The organism is Priestia aryabhattai, from assembly GCF_023715685.1.
GTDB classification, from domain to species: Bacteria; Bacillota; Bacilli; order Bacillales; family Bacillaceae_H; genus Priestia; species Priestia aryabhattai_B.
The window spans coordinates 896241-912396 of sequence record NZ_JAMBOQ010000001.1 but is presented as its reverse complement, the minus strand read 5'-3'; the positions used below and the strand labels follow the sequence as shown (position 1 = coordinate 912396).

Here is a 16156-nt window from a genome sequence, read left to right as displayed (position 1 = left end):
TGACAAAATGAATGAATTAAACTTATCAACAAGACTTGAAGAAGTAGTAAAGTCGATTCCTTTGGGAGCAAAAATAGCAGACATTGGCTCAGATCATGCATACTTGCCGTGTTTTGCTTATTTAAATGGATATATTAGCAGCGCCGTAGCAGGAGAAATTACAGAAGGTCCTCTTCAATCTGCTATTCAGCAGGTTAAAAAAACAAACTTAACGAACGTTATTGATGTTCGAAAAGGAAACGGCCTAGAAGTAATATCACCGAATGAAGTAGACTGTATTACAATCTGCGGAATGGGCGGAACGCTTATTACGATGATTTTAGAAGAAGGAAAAACAAAGTTAGAAGGAGTAAAAAGACTTGTGCTTCAGCCGAATATTGGTTCACATCATATTCGCAGCTGGCTGATTCAACACAACTGGGAAATCATTGATGAAAAAATCATCGAAGAAGACGGTCGTATGTATGAAGTCATCGTCGCTGAACCCGGAAATGCCTTAGCTCCTTATAACGGTGAAGTAGAAGCCGGTGTATTAATGGGCCCTATTTTAAAAGAAAAACGCTCTTCTGCTTTTATTACAAAGTGGACGCATGAACTAACTCATCTTAAACAAATTGTCAGCCAAATGGAGCAGGCTCAGTCAGAGGAAAGCAAAGCAAAACTTCAAAAACTTACCCAAGACATCTCATTAATTGAGGAGGCGTTAAAATGAGTAAAATCCCTAACGGATTTCAAGTAATTGAAGCATTCGAATCATTTTCTCCCAAGCATTTAGCGGTTGAAGGAGATAAAATTGGTTTACAGATTGGAACGTTAAACAAGCCTGTAAAAAAAGTAATGGTAACGTTAGATGTTCTTGAAACAGTCGTAGACGAAGCAATCGAAAAACAAGTGGATTTAATTATTGCTCATCATCCTCCTATTTTTAGACCTCTAAAACAAGTGGTTACGGATCTTCCTGAAGGACGTATTTTAGAGAAATGCATCAAACATGATATTGCCGTATATGCTGCCCATACAAACTTAGATATAGCTAAAGGCGGAGTAAATGACTTGTTAGCCGAAGCGTTGGAGTTACAAGAGACAAAAGTGCTGGTTCCGACAACGTCTATTCAATTGAAAAAGCTAGCTGTATTTGTTCCTTCAAATCACGCTGAGGCAGTGCGCACAGCTATTTGTGAGGCAGGAGCTGGACATGTTGGTCTTTACAGTGACTGTACGTTTTCAACAGAAGGCGAAGGCACATTTAAACCTTCTTCAGAAGCCAACCCATACATTGGCTCAAAAGGAGAGTTAGAACGTGTAAATGAAACAAAGGTTGAAACTATTTTTGAAGCGAGTCAACAAAATAAAATTATTCGTGCCATGCTCAGTGCTCATCCTTACGAAGAAGTAGCCTATGACATTTATCCAGTTGAACAAACGGGCGAGACGCTTGGACTTGGCCGAATGGGTAAGTTAAAAGAAGAGATGACGTTAAAACAGTTTGCCGCTCACGTTAAACAAGCATTGGATGTAGATGGTGTCAGAGTAGTAGGGTCTATGGATGCCACAGTGAAAAAAGTAGCTGTTCTTGGCGGAGACGGAAACAAATATATTACAAACGCAAAATTTAGCGGAGCAGATGCCTATGTAACAGGTGATTTGTATTTCCATGTTGCTCATGATGCAATGGCAATGGGATTAAACGTTGTAGATCCTGGTCATCATGTTGAAAAAGTCATGAGACAAGGCGTAACGCGTGTATTAAACAATCTTTTTGCTGCGAAAAATTTTGAGTGTGAAGTATTTGATTCAAAAGTAGACACAAATCCGTTTACGTTTATGTAACAAAGAAGGTGTTGACGAATGTCAACACCTTCTTTTGCGTCTATTAAGACGATTTTTTTGTTCGAACTTTTGGTAAAATCTTTGAAAGAGGCACACTTTTTTCACGTGTCCATGTTGTTTCATCTTCTGGATCGAACTGATCTAGAAAATTGATGACCTCTTTTGTAATTGGAGTAGGGGTAGATGCACCTGCCGTAACAGCTACGGTTTTCGCGTTCATCAACCATTCGATCTGAAGCTCTGAGATGTCACCGATGCGATATGCCTCAGTGCCGGCAATCTCCATTGATACTTGAGCCAAACGGTTTGAATTGTTACTTTTAGGATCTCCTACTACGATTGTAACATCTGCTTCACCTGCTTGCTCAGCTACAGCTTCTTGGCGAACTTGTGTAGCTAAACAAATTTCCTTGTGAACTTCAGCGTGCGGATATTTTTCTTTTACCTTTTCCATTACTTCTGCAACGTCCCACTGACTCATTGTTGTCTGATTTGTTACAATGATTTTCTCACGTTGAATATTTAAATGGGCTACGTCTTCTGCTTTTTCAATTAAATGAACGATATCTGGTGCGATGCCAAGTGCACCTTCTGGCTCAGGATGATTTCTTTTTCCGATATAAATAACGTCATAACCTTCTTTTTCTTTTTGGCGAATAAGGTCATGGGTTTTTGTAACATCCGGACATGTAGCATCGATTGTTGTTAAGCCTTTTTCTTTTGCCCGTTCTTTTACTTCTGGAGATACTCCGTGCGCAGTAAAAATAACGGTTCCTTCATTTATTTGGTCTAAGATTTCTAGGCGATTAGCACCGTCCAGTGTGATAATGCCGTCCTCTTCAAACGCATCTGTAACGTGTTTATTATGAACAATCATTCCTAAGATATAGATTGGTCGAGGCAATGATTTATCTAAAGCGGCGTTTCGTGCAATGACCATTGCGTCTACTACACCATAACAATAGCCGCGCGGTGCGATTTTAATAACTTTCATTTCAATTTCCTCCTCATCATAATCCTGACGAGCAATTCAACTCGCTTCTATTATATAAAAGAGGAAGGAAGAATACAAAGATATTCTTTTTTTACTCACTGTATTTCCTTAAGGAATCAGCGGATTTATCAAATATAAAGTTTTGGTTTAGACACCCGATCTCTCGATGAATGTTCAATTTCTTCTTCGAAGAAATCCAGCTCATCATCGGAGGAATCCGTGCTTTCTGCGCCTGCTGATAAAACCTTACTGTCTTTACTTTCATCAGTTTCAGAAACCTCTGTTCCTTCTGCTTCGAGTACTTCATCTGTGTCATCACTTGAGCGCAAGGCCTGATAGATTTTCCATAGAGAAGGAGCATTTTTGACAAGAGGTCCGTATTGTTGAATCATAGGTCCCATCGTTTCCGCTGCTTTTAATACTCGTTGAACATTTCCCATCATGGAGCTCAAGTTAGCAGGGTTCGTTAATCCTTGCAAACCTCCAAGCAGGGAAGAAGAGTTAGTCGCTCCTGCAGTACCTTGGGCTCCTGAAAGGCCAGAAAACAAAGAACCTCGAGGAGCAGCCGCAGCCGCTTGTTGAAATGGTATGTTTCTATTTCCGCCTCTTCGGAATAGGCGAGTTAAGAAGTTACCTCCTCCACGGTTCAGGCCTTGCTGATTCGGGTAAAATGATTGTTGAGCATTTGTTTGCTGGGCAAAGTTACGGAACTGCTGTAATGGATTAAATTGGCCAAAGTTACCAGGTTGCCCAAAGCCATTTTGTGGTGGCATTCCTGGCATCATTCTTCTTTGCATACCGGGGGGAAATGGTGGTCTTCGCTGTAGCAAAGGACGCACCTCCTTTAGTAAAGTAGATTTTCTTTTACTATGGTATGCAACTCGCGATAAAATGTTTTTGAAACAGGTAATAAGTTTTAGTAATATGAATGAGAAGTAGTCACAGAAGGAAAAATCGATTATAATCATATATTGTGCCTTAAAAGATGAACGTGAATGTAAAAAAGGAGACTATTATGGAAAAAACAAACTTTGAACGTTTTGAGTTTCAACCATTTTTAATAGAAGCAATTAAACAATTAGGTTTTTATCAGCCTACAGAGATTCAGGAGCGCTTAATTCCTTCCGTTTTAAAAGGGGAAAGTGTAATTGGTCAGTCACAAACAGGGACGGGCAAAACACACGCTTATTTATTACCTTTACTTGAAAAGGTAGACCCTAAAAAAGAAGAAGTACAAGTTGTGATTACTGCTCCAACTCGTGAGCTTGCTTCTCAAATTTATCAAGAAGTATTAAAGCTAACAAAACACAGTGCTGAAGGAGAAGAAATTTCAGCAAAATGTTTTATCGGCGGTACAGATAAGCAGCGTACAATCGACAAATTAAAGAAGCAGCCTCAAGTTGTTGTAGGAACACCGGCTCGTTTGTTTGATTTAGTAAATGAAAAAGCGTTAGTAGTGTATACAACAAAGGCGCTAGTAGTAGATGAAGCAGATTTAATGCTTGATATGGGATTTTTAGAAGATGTGGACCGTTTGGCAAGCAATATGCCTGAAAAATTACAGATGCTTGTTTTTTCAGCAACTATTCCTGAAAAATTAAAGCCATTCTTAAAAAAATACATGGAAAATCCAAAATTTACGCATGTTTCGCCTAAGCAAGCGGCAGCGGCTAAATTAGAGCATGTATTAGTTCCACTACGTCATCGTAACAAGTTTAAGCTACTGCATGATATGCTTATTTCGTATAACCCTTATTTAGCTATCGTCTTTACAAATACAAAGAAAATGGCGGACGAAGTAGCAGATGACCTACTGTCTAAAGGCTTAAAAGTAGGAAGAATTCATGGAGACTTATCTCCTCGTGACCGTAAGAAAATGATGAAGCAAATTAATAATTTAGAATTTCAATACGTAGTAGCGACAGATTTAGCAGCTCGCGGTATTGATATTGAAGGAATTTCACACGTAATTAACTTTGAGCTTCCTTCAGATCTAGATTTCTACATTCACCGCGTAGGACGTACAGCTCGTGCCGGTCATTCTGGAATTGCTGCTACAATCTTCGATGTGGAAGATGAAGATGCAGTAAATAAGCTAGAGAAAATGGGGATCGAGTTTGTAAACAAAGATCTTCAAAAGCAAGAATGGATTTCCATTGATGACCGTAACCGCCGTAAAAAGCGTCTGAAGAAAGCGGATGAAGTGGGAGAAGAGGCACATCGTTTTATTCAAAAGCCGAAGAAAGTAAAGCCTGGCTATAAGAAAAAACGTGCTCGTGAAATTACAAAATATGTGCAAAAGAAAAAGCGTAGTGAAAGACGCAACAATCGTTAATCGCAATAGGTTAGAGGTGTAAAAAGTAATGTTGAAAATTGGTTCTCATGTATCGATGAGCGGCAAAAAGATGCTTTTAGGAGCAAGTGAAGAGGCTGCTTCTTACGGAGCAAATACGTTTATGATCTATACAGGCGCTCCGCAAAATACTCGTCGTAAAAAGATTGAAGAGCTTAATATTGAAGCTGGTCTTTTGCATATGAAAGAGCATGGAATGAAAGATATTGTTGTACATGCTCCCTATATCATTAATTTAGGAAATACAACAAAGCCCGAAACATTTGAGCTTGGAGTAGATTTCTTATCGTCTGAAATTCAGCGCACTCATGCTCTTGGTGCGAAGCAAATTGTTCTTCATCCAGGGGCTCATGTGGGCGCTGGAGCAGATGCTGGTATTCAGCAAATTATCAAAGGACTAAATGAAGTTCTGACAGCTGACCAAGAAGTTCAAATTGCGCTTGAGACAATGGCTGGAAAAGGAACAGAGTGTGGAAGAAGTTTTGAAGAAATCGCACAAATTATTGACGGTGTGACGCACAACGAAAAACTCTCTGTTTGTTTTGACACATGTCACGTTCATGACGCTGGTTATGATATCGTTCAAGACTTTGATGGTGTATTAAATGAATTTGATAAGACGGTAGGAATACAGCGAATTAAAGTGCTTCACATCAATGATAGTAAAAATGTATGCGGTGCTCGAAAAGACCGTCATGAAAATATTGGATTTGGTGAAATCGGATTTGGTGCACTAAATTATATTGTTCATCATCCAGCGTTTAAAGAGGTTCCAAAAATTCTAGAAACTCCTTATGTAGGAGAAGATAAGAAAAATAAAAAAGCGCCATATCAATTAGAAATTGATATGATCCGTGCACAAAGCTTTGATTCAGAGTTAAAACAGAAGCTTATGTAATTTCATATGTGATTGAAAAAGGTCATGTCTATAGACATGACCTCTTCTTTTACATCAACTGCTGAAATAATTCGTTCACTCGTTTGGCAGTTTCGCGATCTGTTACTTGAGCAATTTGTTTGATTAAATTTCGGCGTTCTTCAAGGTTATAAATATTTACGGGTTGCTGTCTAATGACGGATACAAGGGTGTGTGCCTGCTGATCTGTAAGGGGGATGTTGTATTGTTTGCTATACTTTAAAAGCTCTTTCGGGGTAATGTTATTTACTTTTTTATTGACAATCTGCTGTACAATTTTCATATGATTACCTCCTCGTCATATACAGTTTATGAATAAAAAAGAAAGATGTGCCTATATTGTGTAATAAAACAAAATTTTGAGTCGGATGAACTTACGGAGGCAAGAAAGCGAATGAGTGAAACGGCTTAGTTTACAAATAAAAGACAATCCTGTATACTACATTAATGATTAAATCGTAATGATTCTGAGAAAGTAAATGGGTAACGGAGTATACGATAGAAACCGTGCCCTCTTTTGTATGGAGAAATATAAAAAAAGAAGGGTGAGGCGCATATGAGTACACCTGATATTATTGAAATTGATCATTTATCATTTCAATATGATGGAGTGAATGTATTAGAAGATATAAGTTTTTCAATTCCAAAAGGAGCTTTTTTGGGTCTCGTTGGTCCAAATGGTTCTGGAAAATCAACGCTAATTAAATGTTTACTTGGTTTGCAAAAACCATCTCAAGGTGCAATTCGGTTATTTGGAAAAGATCAGAGAAGGTTTAAAGAACGAAGTAAAATTGGATATGTATCGCAAAAAGCGAATAGTTTTAACAGCGGCTTTCCTGCTACCGTTTTTGAAGTGGTTTCAACAGGTCTTACTTCAAAATTAGGTTTGTTTCGCTTTATGAATGCTTCTCACAAACAAAAAGTAAAAGAGGCGGTAGAAGCAGTAGGGATGAGTGAATTTTTAAATCGAAACATAGGAGAATTATCGGGTGGTCAGCAACAGCGAATTTTTATTGCTCGCGCGCTTGTAAGTGAACCCGAGCTGTTAATTTTAGATGAGCCAACAGTCGGAGTGGATGCACAAAATGTGTACACTTTTTATGAGCTTCTTGAAAAGTTAAATAAAGAAAAAGGAATTACGCTTGTGCTTGTTACCCACGATATTGGCACTGTCTCAGAAAAGGTAACCCACGTTGCTTGTTTAAATAAATTTCTACACTTTCATGGGAATGCCAAAGAATTCGAACAGCTTTGTGAACATGATGTATCTATGTTTTATGGTCATAATGTTCATGTGTTAACCCATGATCATCATGGAGGGCAGCACGTATGATAAGCAGTTTATTTCAATTTGAGTTTTTACGAAATGCATTTTTAACCGGTATGATTATTGGCGTCTTAGCTCCTTTATTGGGAACGTTCATCGTAGTGAGGCGCCTTTCTTTAATTGCAGACGCTTTAAGTCACGTGACGCTAGCGGGGATTTCCGCGAGCTTACTTCTTAGTCAGAAAATAGGGTTTATGCAAGGAGTGAACCCCGTCTATTTAGGAATGGTATCTTCCGTTACAGGCGCTCTTTTTATTGAGAAGCTTCGAGGGGTCTACAAGCATTATCAAGAGCTGGCCATTCCGATTATTTTATCGGGCGGAATTGGTATTAGTGCAATTTGTATCTCGCTGGCAGACGGTTTTAATAATGATTTAATGAATTATTTGTTTGGAAGCGTAAGTGCGGTAAGTCGTTCGGATCTTTGGACAGTTGTTGTAATAGCCGTATTTGTAATAGCTATTGTCTTTTTCTTATATAAAGAATTGTTTATTTTATCTTTTGACGAGGAGCATGCTTCTGCTTCTGGAATTAAATCGAAGTGGATGCACTTTTTATTTATTGTGATGGTTGCTCTTGTCATTGCTGTATCGATGCGTATCGTCGGTATTTTATTGGTGTCATCTCTTATGACTCTTCCTGTAGCAGCAAGTATTCGCTTAGCTAGAGGCTTTAAACAAACGATTCTGCTTTCGGTAATTTTTGGTGAAATATCTGTTTTAGGCGGATTATTTTCAGCGTACTACTTGGATTTAGCACCAGGGGGTACAATTGTTGTCATCGCTGTTGTTATTTTAATCATATCTATTATGATTAATAAAGGACGGAAGGGGAAACAAAAATGAATTTAACTGAAGCCATTCATTTATTAAAAGATCAAGGATATAAACATACAGGAAAACGTGAAGAAATGCTTGCCCTGTTTTCAAAGTCAAATAAGTACTTAACGGCAAAAGATGTATTAGAATACATGAAACCTGATTATCCTGGTCTAAGTTTTGATACAATCTACCGTAATTTATCATTGTTTGTGGAATTAGGCGTACTTGAAATGACGGAGCTTTCGAGCGAAAAGCACTTTCGATTTAAATGTGCAACCGCTCATCATCATCACCACTTCATTTGTTTAGATTGTGGAAAAACAAAAGAAATTGAAGCTTGTCCTATGGAGTATGTAGACGAGGATTTGCGAGGATATAATATTACAGGCCATAAATTTGAAATCTATGGACAATGTATAGAATGTAATCAATAAAAAAGAGAGGGCGTTATGCACCTCTCTTTTTTATTTTTGCTGTTCTTTTAACCAGCTGGCTACCCACTGATCCGCTTCTAGCCAATTGTATACGCGAACCACTCCTTTTGGAACAGGTAAGCGATTATAAGGAGTATCAAATAAGATAACGGGAATGTTGCATTCTTCACTGATTTCACAAGCATTATCATGTTTATCTTCAAAAAAGATATCAACATCGTATCGTTTTGCTGTCTCAACTTTAAAATGAGAGCCAACTAATTCAATGTGATGAAACGATAGTTCATTTTTTTGAAACCATTCTTCCGTCACGTCCAATAGCTTATCGTGCCTTGCACTAATAAAAAATAATTTATGCTTTTGATGCCATTTTTGTAAAACCGCTTTTGCGTCGTCTGCAAGTGGAGAAGTTTCGTAAATAGAGCGTTCATTTGCTTTAAACCATTTTCCTAATTCTGCAGGTGATACATTTACAAAAGGGCTGAAATCATATTCTGTAATATCTTCAAGTGTTAAATTTAAGTTAAAGGCTTTATTTAAATGAGGAACAAAAGTTTCAGGAGAGGTAACAGTTCCATCAATGTCAATTCCAAACTTTTTCGTCAAATACGTGCACTCCTTTAATACGTTTATTCTACTTAGATGCTTGATTATTCTTGTCTAGTGTAACATAAAGCCCAAAGAGAAACAGTAATACTTTTTATACGCCTTGAGAAAAAACGTAATGATGATCACACGGTGTGGTAATCGTGTATGTAGATATTTTTTGTAAGGAAATGAGCAGCTGTATAAGATTAACACTTATAATTTTTCCTCGCATTCAGATACTATAAATGCTCCTTATTTACGAAAGCGAGGGATTAAGCATGGAGAATGAAGAACAAAGGCGTAGAAAAGATGTATATGAAGCTGATTTCATGGAAGAAACTGCAGCTGAAGTAGGTGTTCCTTACCGAGTAGGAGAGCCTCATGCAGAGCGTGAAGTTATAGATATTGATCGCAATCATGAAGTCGCTGGACGAGGAGAAGGAACGGGATACGGTCGTTTCGCACTCGTGCTTTCGATTCTTTCACTATTCTTTTTACCAATTATTCTTGGTGCCGCTGGGATTATTCTAGGGTTTATCGCACGCAGAAAAGGAGCACTTACGCTAGGAGCATGGGCAATAGGGATCGGAGTTGTATCGATTATTGTCGGTACGTTTATATTACCGTTCTTTTCATAAAAAAAGCGAGGCGCATATGCGCCTCGCTTTTTTTGATTATGATTTAGCTGCAGCTTTTTCAGCTTCTTGCTTTGCGTGATATTCAGCAGCAATTTTATCAATTTCTTTTTTTAGTTCCTCAACCATTGTTTCTTCAGGAACTTTACGTACGATTTCACCTTTACGGAATAGAAGGCCTTCACCGCGTGCTCCTGCAATGCCGATATCAGCTTCACGAGCTTCACCAGGACCGTTTACAGCGCAGCCAAGTACCGCTACTTTAATCGGTGCTTTTACAGTTGAAATATACTCTTCAACTTCATTAGCAATGCTAATTAAATCAATTTCAATACGTCCGCAAGTTGGACAAGAAATAAGGGTTGCAGCATTGGAAGCTAAACCGAATGATTTTAGCAATTCGCGCGCAACTTTTACTTCTTCTACAGGATCCGCACTTAAAGAAATACGTAATGTATTTCCGATTCCTTTAGATAAAATAGCGCCAAGACCTGCTGCACTTTTTACAGTTCCTGCAAATAATGTACCGGATTCTGTAATTCCTAAGTGAAGAGGGTAGTCAAATGCTTGAGCAGCTTTTTCATACGCTTCAATTGCCAAGTTAACATCCGATGCTTTCATTGACACGATGATGTCATGGAAATCAAGGTCTTCTAAAATTTTAATGTGATGAAGTGCACTTTCTACCATGCCATCTGCTGTCGGATAGCCGTATTTATCTAAAATACGTTTTTCAAGTGAACCGGCGTTAACTCCAATACGAATTGGAATATTTTTAGCTTTTGCAGCATTTACAACAGCTTCCACTTTTTCACGACGTCCGATATTACCGGGGTTGATACGGATTTTATCCGCTCCGCCTTCAATTGCTTTTAATGCTAAGCGATAGTCAAAATGAATATCCACAACTAATGGAATGTTAATGCGTTTTTTAATTTCAGGGATTGCATCTGCTGCGCGCTCGTCTGGGCAAGCAACACGAACAACTTGGCATCCTGCTTCTTCTAAACGTTTAATTTCTGCAACCGTTGCTTCAACATCATGTGTCTTAGTGGTTGTCATACTTTGAATAACTAATTCGTTGCTGCCCCCGATTGTTAAATCTCCAACTTTAACCGGGCGTGTTTTTGTACGATGTATAATTTCACTCACGTGATAATCTCTCCTTCAAAATGAAATCAAGAATTTGAATTCATTAATAGAATAACTCTTTATGAACAAAATAACTAGTAGAAAGTACTACCCTAGCTATTTTAACAATGACTATCCCATCTTGACAAGAAGAATGCTGTCATTACTTGTAAATAGGGAACTTATACGTTTTTCCAATTTGAATATCCTCAGGCGCTGTACCGTTATTTAACTTTTTAAAATCTGTAATCATTTCGTTCATAGAAACCGGTATCGATTTTTTGGTAAGCTTTTCAATTACGGACAAAACTGTATCGCCTGGCTTAATTTTTATTTTTGTATAGGTGGAAGAAGAGCTAGCGGCTTTTGTTTCTGCAGGCTGCGCTTTGCTGACTTGAACTGCTTCAGTAGCAGTAGGAATGGTCCCGTATTTAATGTCATAGTGACAAATATATCCGATAAAAGCGAAAGCGGCTAATGCACATAGCTTTTTCATTGTGCTCCTCCTTCATTCTTTTGCTTATGTGTAAAGCCTATGCTTGTCCTACTTAAATATGATTGGAGAACGAAAATTGAAAGAAAAATTAATGATTGTTTCATTAGGTTTATTGCCTTTAATCATGGTACTGGGGAATTCCATGCTCATTCCTCTGCTACCGAGCATTCAAAAATCGCTTCACTTAAGCGGAGTTCAAACCAGTTTGATACTGAGTGCATTTTCGATTCCAGCTGCATTGTGTATTCCTGCTGTGGGGATTTTATCAGACCGATATGGGCGTAAAAAGTTAATTATGTATTCGCTCATCATGATGATAATCGGTAGTTTTGTCGCTGCTAGTAGCGCTTCGTTCTCTTCTGGAAGTTTTGCTGTGTTGATGGCTGGCAGAGTGATTCAAGGGATTGGAGCTGCTGGTACTACAACGTTGGCAATGGCATTAACTGGAGATGTATTTATAGGGGAAAAAAGAGCAAAAGTCCTCGGGATTTTAGAAGTGTATAACGGAGCTGGAAAAGTGGTTGCGCCTATAATCGGAGCATCGGCAGCACTCGTTGTATGGTATGCCGCATTTTTTGTTTATCCTTTAGTTGCAGGCGCTGCTTTAGTAGGTATAGTCATCTATGTGAGAGAAGGGAAAATAGGTTCGGATTCAGTATCTGTCCGAGAATATTTAAAGAGAGCCATTCAGATTGTCTATGATAAAAGAAAATCGCTTTTTCCTTTATTTTTTGTCGGGGGATTGGGGTTGTTTTTATTATTTGGCATTTTATATTACTTATCTTTTTTAATAGAGGAAACGTATCATATAGACGGTTTTTTAAAAGGAACCGCTTTTTTATTTCCTCTTGGCGCGATGACGCTCGTTTCTTATTGGACCGGTCAGCGAATCAAAACAGATGTAGAGCTCATGAAAAAATTAATGATAGTAGGAATGATTCTTTTATTCGTGATGTTTGGAGTATTAACAATTATTTACACGCTTCCTATTTTGATGTTTTGTTTGACAGTCGCCTTTGGCGGCTTAGGATTTGTTCTTCCGTGCATTAATATGATGATTACTTCAGCGGCTTCAGACGAAGAAAGAGGGTTTATTGTATCCATTTATGGAACGGTGAGATTTTTAGGAGTAGCATTAGGGCCTGTTATTTTTGAAATGTGGATGCATAATGAAAGGCTGATGTTTATTTATAGCTTTATCCTGCTCGCAGCAGGAGGTTTATGGGTTTTGTATCAGTTGAAAATTCTTTCTTCTGCAATGGTAAGAAAAAAAGTTGTACAGAAATAAAGAGGCTGGGACAAAAGTATTTTAGTTGAAGGAAGCTCCGAACAAATTTGATTCTTGATCAAGAATCAAATTCGTTCGGATTTTTTCATTGGTAGGGTGAACATAGGTTTCTTGTATGTAGGTGCTTCTAGCTGTTGATTGGAGGGCAAGGCGAAGACTCCTGCGGGAGAAGCGGAATAGGTGAGACCCCGCAGGAGCGTGAGCGACGAGGAGGCTCATCGGCCGCCCGCGGAAAGCGAAGTCTTGCACGGAAATCAACAGCGGTGGAACAAGCGATCCCTACTAGCTCATTTATCCAATTTGTTCGTCTTTAGATTGGATTGATTTTGTTAGGTCTCAATCTCTTTATTAGGCTTTACGTTTTTTCTTATAGGAAGCCCTATGATAAGCAACAAGTAAATGAAGAATGTTCCTATCCAGTAAAGAGAGCTATGTGTTGCTAGAGACAAGGAAAAAGCTTCAAATAGCGTATAGATCAACGTGAAGGCTACCATACTATAAGCGCTCAGTGCCCATAGCTGTTTGAAAGGCAGCTGCTTTTTAGTAATGAGCCCAATCAGTTTTCCAAGGTAAGCGAGGCAGGTAATGAAAAGAAAGTTTAGTCCAGATGTTAATACGTACAGTAAAAGCATAGAGATAGGGACCAGTATGTATAAAGAAGATTTTTGTTCGTGTAGCAAGTTTAACAGTTCATTTTTCTCTTTATGATGCCAATTTAATAAATCATATGAATACGTTTGTGTTTGTGAATTAGTCGTGATGTAAATTCCATCCTTTAAAAAACCAATCGCATGAGCAGAAGAATGAAACTGTTCAATAGATTGTGAGGAATTTAAGATAAAAGCAGTACCGTTTACTTTTTTTGTGAAAGGCTGACTTGACGTAAGCCGCGAATTTGAAATAGAAAAAGAAGAAACAGATTTCGGAAGATCTGTAGTAGCGATATGATAGCCGTTTACAATCGTCAAAGTCATAAAGAAAAATGTAGGCAGCAAAGAAATAAGTGTTAAAAACAACACAAAGCCAATCGTCTTATTCGTATGCTCAAAGCGAAGCGACCTTATTTTTTGGAAGGAAGTAAAACTCCATGCCATCTTTTTCAGCATGCTCATTGTAAAGCCTCCTACTATTAAAAATTCTGATTATACCTTATTTTATAGCGAAAATTTAAGGTTTACAATAGATTTTAGAAACCGTTCCCAATTACAATGATGCCATGGAGCGTTTTGTCAAAAGCACATCTTATGCTTAAATAAACGTATATGTACAGGTTTTGCTGTCATTGTTTTTGAGGATATTACCGGCAGCTTGAGGACCGTGCTGTTAATATTGCAGAAGTGCCACTCGAAAATCGTTATCTGAAGACGTATTCGAAAGTAAAATAAAGGAAGGTCTCGTGGTGCAAGGTCTTTCTTTATAGGAGTAGTTATTGTATGATAAATAGTAATAATAAAAAGGATAGGTGCGGGCATGGCTATTTTATGTTGGGCATTAATTATCATTAGCTTTGTTGTATCGTTTGTTGGGTTGGTTTACCCCATCATCCCAAGCGTGCTATTTGTAGCTCTAGGGTTTGTTATATACGGTTTGTTTTATGATTTTAGTTCCTATAGCTGGTTATTTTGGGTGATACAAGGATTGTTAGTTATAGCGCTTTTTTTAGCAGACTATATAGCCAATATTATCGGTGTAAAAAAATTCGGAGGTACTAAAGCAGGTGTGTGGGGAAGTACAGTTGGGCTGCTTGTTGGGCCGTTTATCATCCCGGGATTTGGAATTATTTTAGGTCCGTTTATCGGAGCGGTCGTGGGAGAACTGATTGTTCATCGAACAACGATTAGCAACGCAGTGAAAATTGGAGTAGGTTCGGTTATTGGGTTTTTTAGTGGCGCTATCTCAAAAGGATTTATTCAACTTTTGATGATTGCATATTTTTTATACGCTGTTTTAAAATAATATATTGACTTTAGGCTAGAAACATGTTAAATTTTTAATGTCGCTAGTAAATGTTATATTGTTCCACAGTAGCTCAGTGGTAGAGCAATCGGCTGTTAACCGATCGGTCGTAGGTTCGAGTCCTACCTGTGGAGCCATGGCGGTGTAGCTCAGCTGGCTAGAGCGTACGGTTCATACCCGTGAGGTCGGGGGTTCGATCCCCTCCGCCGCTATTTCTCAATTTACATTTGTGATATACATAATTCATATTGTTCCACAGTAGCTCAGTGGTAGAGCAATCGGCTGTTAACCGATCGGTCGTAGGTTCGAGTCCTACCTGTGGAGCCATGGGGACCCTTAGCTCAGCTGGTTAGAGCAGACGGCTCATAACCGTCCGGTCGCAGGTTCGAGTCCTGCAGGGTCCACCATTTATACGGTTGGAGGAATACCCAAGTCCGGCTGAAGGGATCGGTCTTGAAAACCGACAGGGGTGTTAAAGCCCGCGGGGGTTCGAATCCCTCTTCCTCCGCCATACTATTGTCTATTCAAAGCTTCTTTTAAGAAAAAGAAGCTTTTTTATGTTTAAAAGAATAGTGAATGGGAATTAGGTAAATATAAATCATGGATTAAGTACTTTTTATTTGAAACAGTAGGGTAAATTTGCTAATCTAAATGTATACGGTGCTTTTGCGCCAAAATGCTTACATATTTTGAAGGAGGAATTATTCATGGCTTACAAATTACCAGAACTACCTTATGCATACGATGCACTGGAACCACATATCGACAAAGAAACAATGAATATTCACCACACAAAACATCACAACACATATGTTACAAACCTAAACGCTGCTGTTGAAGGCAAATCGGATCTAGAAAGCAAAAGTATTGAAGAGTTAATTTCAAACTTAGATGCTGTTCCTGAAGATATCCGTACAGCAGTACGCAATAACGGTGGCGGTCATGCGAACCACTCATTATTTTGGACAATCCTTTGCCCTAACGGCGGCGGTGCTCCAACTGGTGAATTAGCAGACGCTATCGCTAGCAAATTCGGCAGCTTTGATCAATTCAAAGAAGAATTTGCAAATGCAGCTAAAACTCGCTTCGGTTCTGGCTGGGCTTGGTTAGTTGTAAACAACGGCGAATTAGAAGTAATAAGCACACCAAACCAAGATAGCCCATTAATGGAAGGCAAAACGCCAATCCTTGGTCTAGACGTTTGGGAACACGCTTACTACTTAAATTACCAAAACCGCCGTCCAGATTACATTTCAGCATTCTTTAATGTTGTAAAATGGGACGAAGTTGCTAAGCGTTACGACGCTGCAAAATAAGTTAAAGACGTATTTAAGAGCCAGTAAAGTAATTATTACCTTTACTGGCTTTTTTGTTTTCCAATTCTTTT

General features: G+C 38.5%; 19 protein-coding genes and 5 tRNA genes. 17 read left to right on the top strand and 7 right to left on the bottom strand.

Features of this window, described 5'->3' with window-relative positions; all coding sequences use genetic code 11:
• Positions 1-7 precede the first annotated feature (7 nt).
• Complete coding sequence (locus tag M3225_RS04740; protein WP_251391426.1) at positions 8-712, top strand: tRNA (adenine(22)-N(1))-methyltransferase; 705 nt, start codon at positions 8-10, stop codon at positions 710-712.
• A complete protein-coding gene (locus M3225_RS04735) occupies positions 709-1830 on the top strand; it encodes a Nif3-like dinuclear metal center hexameric protein (RefSeq protein WP_251391425.1) in 1122 nt (373 codons plus the stop codon). The genes M3225_RS04740 and M3225_RS04735 overlap by 4 nt, the downstream gene beginning before the upstream one ends.
• A gap of 43 nt (positions 1831-1873) precedes the next feature.
• On the opposite strand, the gene M3225_RS04730 is transcribed toward M3225_RS04735, so the two are convergent.
• Both M3225_RS04730 and M3225_RS04725 read right to left on the bottom strand, forming a co-directional pair.
• Entirely contained in the window at positions 1874-2824 is a 951-nt protein-coding gene (locus tag M3225_RS04730) for a 4-hydroxy-3-methylbut-2-enyl diphosphate reductase (RefSeq protein ID WP_013059214.1), read from the bottom strand.
• Between the two features lie 128 nt (positions 2825-2952).
• Complete coding sequence (locus M3225_RS04725) at positions 2953-3663, bottom strand: YqfQ family protein (protein ID WP_251391422.1); 711 nt, start codon at positions 3661-3663, stop codon at positions 2953-2955.
• A gap of 176 nt (positions 3664-3839) precedes the next feature.
• Between M3225_RS04725 and M3225_RS04720 the strand changes: the two genes are divergently transcribed.
• Positions 3840-5159: a DEAD/DEAH box helicase gene (locus M3225_RS04720; RefSeq protein WP_251391420.1), complete on the top strand. Its 1320-nt coding sequence runs from the start codon at positions 3840-3842 to the stop codon at positions 5157-5159.
• 28 nt (positions 5160-5187) lie between these two features.
• A complete protein-coding gene (locus M3225_RS04715; protein ID WP_251391418.1) occupies positions 5188-6075 on the top strand; it encodes a deoxyribonuclease IV in 888 nt (295 codons plus the stop codon).
• Positions 6076-6124: 49 nt separating this feature from the next.
• On the opposite strand, the gene M3225_RS04710 is transcribed toward M3225_RS04715, so the two are convergent.
• The gene (locus M3225_RS04710; protein WP_251391416.1) at positions 6125-6376 is read right to left on the bottom strand and encodes a DUF2624 domain-containing protein; all 252 of its coding nucleotides are present in this window, start codon (positions 6374-6376) and stop codon (positions 6125-6127) included.
• A 273-nt stretch (positions 6377-6649) separates the two neighbouring features.
• Here M3225_RS04710 and M3225_RS04705 point away from each other — a divergent pair, with 273 nt between their 5' ends.
• The 3 genes from M3225_RS04705 to M3225_RS04695 are packed head-to-tail and all read left to right on the top strand — an operon-like array spanning position 6650 to position 8675.
• Positions 6650-7426, top strand: a complete 777-nt coding sequence (locus M3225_RS04705; RefSeq protein WP_251391414.1) for a metal ABC transporter ATP-binding protein — start codon at positions 6650-6652, stop codon at positions 7424-7426.
• Positions 7423-8265: a metal ABC transporter permease gene (locus M3225_RS04700; protein ID WP_028411633.1), complete on the top strand. Its 843-nt coding sequence runs from the start codon at positions 7423-7425 to the stop codon at positions 8263-8265. Before M3225_RS04705 ends, M3225_RS04700 begins: the two co-directional genes overlap by 4 nt.
• Positions 8262-8675, top strand: a complete 414-nt coding sequence (locus M3225_RS04695; protein WP_013059207.1) for a Fur family transcriptional regulator — start codon at positions 8262-8264, stop codon at positions 8673-8675. Before M3225_RS04700 ends, M3225_RS04695 begins: the two co-directional genes overlap by 4 nt.
• Before the next feature lie 30 nt (positions 8676-8705).
• Here M3225_RS04695 and M3225_RS04690 read toward each other — a convergent pair whose 3' ends face one another.
• Complete coding sequence (locus M3225_RS04690) at positions 8706-9281, bottom strand: 5' nucleotidase, NT5C type (protein ID WP_251391412.1); 576 nt, start codon at positions 9279-9281, stop codon at positions 8706-8708.
• Between the two features lie 260 nt (positions 9282-9541).
• On the opposite strand from M3225_RS04690, the gene M3225_RS04685 reads away from it, so the two are divergent.
• Positions 9542-9901, top strand: a complete 360-nt coding sequence (locus M3225_RS04685; protein WP_029320185.1) for a membrane protein — start codon at positions 9542-9544, stop codon at positions 9899-9901.
• Positions 9902-9937: 36 nt separating this feature from the next.
• Here M3225_RS04685 and ispG read toward each other — a convergent pair whose 3' ends face one another.
• The gene (ispG, locus tag M3225_RS04680) at positions 9938-11041 is read right to left on the bottom strand and encodes a flavodoxin-dependent (E)-4-hydroxy-3-methylbut-2-enyl-diphosphate synthase (protein ID WP_201763664.1); all 1104 of its coding nucleotides are present in this window, start codon (positions 11039-11041) and stop codon (positions 9938-9940) included.
• A 151-nt stretch (positions 11042-11192) separates the two neighbouring features.
• Complete coding sequence (locus M3225_RS04675; protein WP_251391409.1) at positions 11193-11525, bottom strand: hypothetical protein; 333 nt, start codon at positions 11523-11525, stop codon at positions 11193-11195.
• Between the two features lie 76 nt (positions 11526-11601).
• On the opposite strand from M3225_RS04675, the gene M3225_RS04670 reads away from it, so the two are divergent.
• Together M3225_RS04670 and M3225_RS04665 are read left to right on the top strand one after the other, a co-directional pair.
• Positions 11602-12813, top strand: coding sequence for an MFS transporter (locus M3225_RS04670; protein ID WP_251391408.1), 1212 nt, complete (start codon positions 11602-11604; stop codon positions 12811-12813).
• 134 nt (positions 12814-12947) lie between these two features.
• On the top strand, positions 12948-13127 hold the full coding sequence (locus M3225_RS04665) for a hypothetical protein (protein ID WP_251391406.1): 180 nt from the start codon (positions 12948-12950) through the stop codon (positions 13125-13127).
• Positions 13128-13142: 15 nt separating this feature from the next.
• Here M3225_RS04665 and M3225_RS04660 read toward each other — a convergent pair whose 3' ends face one another.
• Complete coding sequence (locus M3225_RS04660) at positions 13143-13925, bottom strand: DUF1189 domain-containing protein (RefSeq protein ID WP_251391404.1); 783 nt, start codon at positions 13923-13925, stop codon at positions 13143-13145.
• Between the two features lie 358 nt (positions 13926-14283).
• Between M3225_RS04660 and M3225_RS04655 the strand changes: the two genes are divergently transcribed.
• The 7 genes from M3225_RS04655 to sodA all read left to right on the top strand — a co-directional run bounded on the left by M3225_RS04655 (position 14284) and on the right by sodA (position 16085).
• Complete coding sequence (locus M3225_RS04655) at positions 14284-14769, top strand: DUF456 domain-containing protein (RefSeq protein WP_251391402.1); 486 nt, start codon at positions 14284-14286, stop codon at positions 14767-14769.
• 62 nt (positions 14770-14831) lie between these two features.
• Positions 14832-14906, top strand: a tRNA-Asn gene (locus tag M3225_RS04650).
• A 1-nt stretch (position 14907) separates the two neighbouring features.
• Positions 14908-14981: transfer RNA gene (locus M3225_RS04645), tRNA-Met, on the top strand.
• Between the two features lie 40 nt (positions 14982-15021).
• A tRNA-Asn gene (locus M3225_RS04640) sits at positions 15022-15096 on the top strand.
• Between the two features lie 3 nt (positions 15097-15099).
• Positions 15100-15176, top strand: a tRNA-Ile gene (locus M3225_RS04635).
• An 11-nt stretch (positions 15177-15187) separates the two neighbouring features.
• Positions 15188-15280, top strand: a tRNA-Ser gene (locus M3225_RS04630).
• Positions 15281-15476: 196 nt separating this feature from the next.
• Positions 15477-16085: a superoxide dismutase SodA gene (gene sodA / locus M3225_RS04625; protein WP_251391400.1), complete on the top strand. Its 609-nt coding sequence runs from the start codon at positions 15477-15479 to the stop codon at positions 16083-16085.
• The last annotated feature ends 71 nt before the right edge of the window (positions 16086-16156 follow it).